A 5204-nucleotide genomic window follows, 5' to 3' on the forward strand; every position below is an offset into this window, starting at 1 on the left:
GCGGGGCCGGGAGCGCCCGCGGGGCCTGGGGGGAGAGGGCTCGGCCGGAGGGGTGGGCCGGGCGGATCTGGTCGCCGGCCGTGCGCGCCGAGTGCCTGGTCACGCGGGACGCGGCCGGGCTGTTCGACCAGACCTCGTTCGCCAAGCTGGAGGTCTCCGGTCCCGGCGCGCTGGAACGGCTCCAGCGGGCCTGCGCCGGTGAGCTGGACCGGCCCGTCGGCTCGGTCGTCTACACCCAGCTGCTCAACGCCCGCGGCGGCGTCGAGGCCGACCTGACCGTCACCCGCCTGGCCGCCGACCGCTTCCGGCTGGTCACCGGGACCGCCTTCGGCGTGCACGACGCCGCCTGGCTGCGCGGGCACGGCCTGGAGGTGCGCGACGTCACCTCGGCCTACGCCTGCTACTGCCTGTGGGGCCCGCGCGCGGCGGCCGTCCTCGGCGCGCTCTCCCCCGACGACCTGGCCTTCGGCTACCTGCGGGCCCGGGAGATCAGCGTGGGGAACGTCCCGGTGCTGGCCCAGCGGGTCACGTTCGTCGGCGAGTTCGGCTGGGAGCTGTACTGCCCGTCGGAGTACGGCCTCACGCTCTGGGACGCGCTCATGCGGGCCGGCGCGCCGTACGGCCTGCGCCCCGGCGGGTACCGGGCGATCGACTCGATGCGCCTGGAGAAGGGGTACCGGGTCTGGGGTCTGGACATCACCCCGGAGACCACCCCGCTGGAGGCGGGCCTGGGCTTCGCGGTCGCCCGGGACAAGGACTTCCTCGGCCGCGAGGCCCTGCTGCGGGACGCCGGACCCGCGCGGCGGCTGCGCTGCCTGGTCCTCGACGACCCCCGGCGGGTCTGCCTGGGCGGGGAGCCGGTCCGGATCGGCGGCGAGCCGGCCTCCCGCGTGACGAGCGGCGGGTACGGCCACCGGGTGGACCGCTCGATCGCCTACGCCTACCTGCCCGCCGCCCTGGCCCCGGGGGACCGGGTCCAGGTGGGTGTCACCGGGACCTGGGTGGACGCCTCCGTGGTCGCCGAGCCGCTCTACGACCCCGCCTCCGAGCGGGTCAGGCGGCTGCCGGACTGACCGGGAGGCGGACTCCGCCTCTCCGGCCGCCTCCCTGGCCGCCTGTCGCGGTCTTCTCGTGGTGATCCGCCTCGGAACCGGAGGGTATGACCGCATGTGCTATTTTTTGGCCATGCGGTCAAAAAATGATCCGGTCGGTCAGGAAGGGCGATCCTTCATCGAGACGGCCCGGCGGGCGCAGATCGTCGCCTGCGCGATCGAGGTGATCGCCGAGGTGGGTTACGCGCAGGCGTCGCTGGCGCTGATCGCCAAGCGGGCCGGGATCAGCAAGGGCGTGATCTCCTACCACTTCAAGGGCAAGGACGAACTGATCCAGCAGGTGGTCGACGAGGCGTTCACCCTCGGCGACGCCTTCACCCGTCCGCGGGTCGAGGCCCAGACCACCGCCGCGGCCATGCTCGGCGCCTACATCGAGTCGACCGTCGAGTTCTACCGGACCCACCGGGCTCACATGATCGCTCTGTCGGACATCTGGTCGGCCTTCCGCCACACCGACGGCAGGCCGAGGCTCGACATGGGCGCCAACGAGCCGGAGGTGTCGTCCGTCGAGGAGATCCTGCGGTTCGGGCAGCTCACGGGGGAGTTCCGGGAGTTCTCCACCCGGGTGATGGCCGTCACGGTCAAGCAGGCGGTCGACGGCGTGTTCATCCAGTTGGCGACTCATCCCGATCTCGACTTCGACGCCTACGCGCGCGAACTCATCACGACCTTCGACATCGCCACCAGGAAGGAACGATGATGTCCTCCGAGCCCGCCTCCCGGCCCGGTTCCGAGCCCGGCTTCCAGCCCGGTTCCGAGCCCGGCTTCCGGCACGTCTCCCCGCGGGATCCGTCCGCGGGCCGGTCCCCGCGGGATCCGTCCGCGGGCCGGGAAGCGCCGTCCGGCCTCCGTCCCCCGCGCAACCCGGTGGACGCCCGTGCCGTCGGCTGGTGGACCGGCCAGGCGCTGGTGCTGGTCGCCCCACCCGTGCTGGTCCTGGTCCTGCTCGGTCTGCTGATCCCGCCCGCCCGGTTCTGGCTCCTCCTCCCGGCCCTGATCGTCGCGGTGCCCGGCCTGGTCTACGCGCTGGTGATGCCCCGGGTGCGCTATCGCGTGCACCGCTGGGAGGTCACGGACGACGCGGTCTACACCGCCTCCGGGTGGATCTGGCACAAGTGGCGGGTCGCTCCGATGTCCCGGATCCAGACCGTGGACACGCTCAGGGGCCCGATCCAGCAGATCTTCGGTCTGGCCGGGGTGACCGTGACCACCGCCTCGGCCGCCGGGGCCGTCAAGATCAACGGGATCGACCGGGCCCTCGCCGCCGACCTCGTCGAGCGTCTCACCGCCCGCACCCAGGTCGTTCCGGAGGACGCCACGTGAGCCGGGACGAGTACGCCGGGACGGCCGGGGACGCCGTGGCCGTCGACGGCGCCGAGATCACGGAGCGCGCCGGGAGCGCCGGGAGCACGGAGGCGCGCCGGGAGCGCCGCCGCGGAGAATGCCGGGGCGGGGGCGGGGTGGTCGCGGCTCGACCCGCGGCTGCTCCGGTTCACCCTGGCCCGGTCGCTCGGGCCCGCGGCGCCCGTCGCGGTGACGCTGCCGTTCGCCCGTGACGGGCTCGGCCTCCAGGCCGCCATCACGCTCGGTGTGATCCTCGTGGTCTTCGCCGTGATCGCGGTGGCCGGCCTCATCCGCTACGCGACCACCCGGTACCGGGTCACCGCCGAGCGGGTGGAACTCCGCTCCGGGCTCGTCTTCCGGAGGCACCACTCGGTCCCGCGCGACCGGGTGCGCAGCGTCGACCTCACGGCCGACCCGCTCCGGCGGTTCTTCGGCCTGGTCACCGTCAGGATCGGCACGGGCCGGACCGACGACGAGAAGGGCCTCGTCCTCGATGGGGTCTCCCGCACCGGCGCCCGCCTGCTGCGGGTGGAACTGCTGGGCCGTACGGCTCCGGCGGACGGGGTCATCACGGAGCTGCGCCCGGCCTGGATCGGTTACGCCCTGCTGAGCAGCTGGTCGCTGCTGATCGGCCTGGCCCCGTTCGGGGTGTTCTTCCGGGTGCTGGACGCCTTCGGGATCAACCCGGCCGAGGTCGGCTTCCTCGGTGACCTCTGGAGCCGCGTCACCGAGACCGACCCGGTCGTGGTCGTGGCCGTCGCGGTCGCGATCGTGCTCTCCATCGGTCTGTCGGGTGCCCTGCTGCTGTACGTGGAGGCGTGGTGGAACTTCCGCCTGACCCGCGAGCCCGACCGCGCGTTCTCGGTACGACGCGGCCTGCTGACCACGCGGTCCATGACGCTGGAGGAGCGCCGGCTGTACGGGGTCGAGCTGGCCGAGCCGCTGCCGCTGCGCTGGGGCGGCGGGGCAAGGCTGAAGGCCGTGGCCACCGGTCTCGGCGAGGACGAGTCGGTCGTCCTGCTGCCGCCCGCCCCGCGCGCGGAGGCGCACCGGGTCGCCGGGGCGGTGCTCTCCGCGGAGGCGTCCGCGCAGACGCCTCCGGAGACGACGCCCGGGGGGAAGCCGGGGGCGGTGTCGCCCACCCTGGCGCCCCTGGCCGCCCATCCCCGTGCCGCGCTCCGCCGCAGGGTCGTCCGGGCGCTCTGGCCGCCGGTGGTCGTCTCCGCGGTCCTGGGTGGTCTCGCCGCCTGGCTGAGCTGGGTCCCCGGCCTCCTGTGGCTGGCCGGTCCCGTCCTGCTCCCGGTCACCCTGCTCCTGGCCCTGGACGCCTACCGGAACCTGGGTCACGGCCTCGACGGGCCCTACCTCGTCACGCGGTACGGCACCGCCCGGCGCAGGACCGTGGCGCTGCGCCGTACCGCGGTCATCGGCTGGACGGTCAGCCGGTCGCCCTTCCAGCGCCGGTCGGGCCTGGTCACCCTGGCGGCGACGACGGCGGCGGGCTCGGGCTCGTACAAGGTGAGGGACGTCTCCGTCGCGGAGGGCCTGGCCTTCGCCGAGGAGTCGGTCCCCGGTCTGCTGGCGCCGTTCGTCCGCTGAGACCCCGATCGAGACCCCGATCACCTGAGGGCGGGGTCCGGGCGCGCCCCGCGGTGATCCGGGGCGCGCCACGTGTGCAGGGGACGCGCTCCCGGAATCCGTCCGGCTTATACCCCCCATGGGTTGTGAGGCGCGGAGCGGTGTGGCATTCTGGAATGACAAGATACCCATAGGGGGTATGTGTGGAGGAGGGGTGATGAACAGCGCAACCAAAGTGGGCGCGTACGTGCTCGGCCTGGCGGCGGTGTTCGGAGGGGCGCTGGGCGTCGGCAGGGCGGTCGGGCCGGTGGGGGAGACGAAGGCCGCGGCCTCTCACGGCGTCGCGGCCCCCGGCGGGGAGACCTCCCACGGAGGGGATCACGCCTCCGCGGGACCGGTGAAGGGCGACGGGACCGGGGGAGGCGCCGAGGTGCCGGGCGGGCTCCAGGTGTCGGCGGGCGGATACACGCTGGTGCCGAGGGCGGACGTGGTCGAACCGGGCGAGAAGACGGACTTCCGCTTCTCGGTGACCGGCCCCGACGGCCGCCCGGTGACCCGGTTCACCCCGCAGCACGAGAAGGAGCTGCACTTCATCGTGGTCCGCCGGGACCTGACCGGCTTCCAGCACCTGCACCCGGTCCGGGCGGCCGACGGCACCTGGTCGGTCCCGCTGACCCTGCCCGAGCCAGGGGAGTACCGCGCGTTCGCCGACTTCGCCCCCGCGGGAGCGGAGGGCATGACGCTCGGCATGGACCTGTCGGCCCCCGGCGACTACCGGCCCGAGTCCCTCGGCGCACCCGTGCGCACCGCGACCGTGGACGGCTACACGGTCACCCTCGCCGGTGACCTGGTCGCCGGCCGGTCGAGCGCCCTGACGCTCTCGGTGAGCAGGGGCGGCGAGCCCGTCACCGACCTGGAGCCCTACCTCGGCGCCTACGGCCACCTCGTCGCGCTGCGCGACGGCGACCTGGCCTACCTGCACGTCCACCCGGGAGGCGAGCCCGGCGACGGGAAGACCGCGGCCGGGCCGGGCATCACCTTCCACGCCGAGGTGCCCAGCGCGGGGGCCTACCGCCTGTTCCTGGACTTCAAGCACGGCGGCGAGGTCCGGACCGCCGAGTTCACCGCGGTCACCGTGGGCGCGCCCGCGGTGACCGGGGACGGACGCCG

At 74.0% G+C, this 5204-nt stretch carries 5 protein-coding genes; all 5 read left to right on the plus strand.

Going from position 1 to position 5204, the window contains the following annotated elements; genetic code table 11:
- A partial coding sequence (locus tag ACWJ6R_RS29550) for an aminomethyltransferase family protein (protein WP_449065370.1) occupies positions 1 to 1073 on the plus strand: 1073 nt, incomplete at its 5' end.
- Positions 1074 to 1185: 112 nt separating this feature from the next.
- Positions 1186 to 1812 carry a TetR/AcrR family transcriptional regulator gene (locus ACWJ6R_RS29555; RefSeq protein ID WP_449065371.1) on the plus strand — a complete coding sequence of 209 codons (627 nt, stop codon included), beginning with the start codon at positions 1186 to 1188 and terminating at the stop codon, positions 1810 to 1812.
- The gene (locus ACWJ6R_RS29560) at positions 1812 to 2435 is read left to right on the plus strand and encodes a PH domain-containing protein (protein WP_449065372.1); all 624 of its coding nucleotides are present in this window, start codon (positions 1812 to 1814) and stop codon (positions 2433 to 2435) included. Before ACWJ6R_RS29555 ends, ACWJ6R_RS29560 begins: the two co-directional genes overlap by 1 nt.
- Before the next feature lie 210 nt (positions 2436 to 2645).
- Positions 2646 to 4055 (plus strand): PH domain-containing protein, encoded by a 1410-nt coding sequence (locus ACWJ6R_RS29565; RefSeq protein WP_449065373.1) that lies wholly within the window; start codon positions 2646 to 2648, stop codon positions 4053 to 4055.
- Positions 4056 to 4251: 196 nt separating this feature from the next.
- On the plus strand, positions 4252 to 5204 hold a 953-nt coding region (locus ACWJ6R_RS29570), incomplete at its 3' end, for a hypothetical protein (RefSeq protein WP_449065374.1).

It is taken from the genome of Planomonospora algeriensis (assembly GCF_977012225.1).

Excerpts from the sequence above, each read along its gene's own strand:
- ACWJ6R_RS29555 (WP_449065371.1), top strand. The coding sequence starts at position 1,186 with ATGCGGTCAAAAAATGATCCGGTCGGTCAGGAAGGGCGATCCTTCATC.
- ACWJ6R_RS29560 (WP_449065372.1), top strand. The coding sequence starts at position 1,812 with ATGTCCTCCGAGCCCGCCTCCCGGCCCGGTTCCGAGCCCGGCTTCCAG.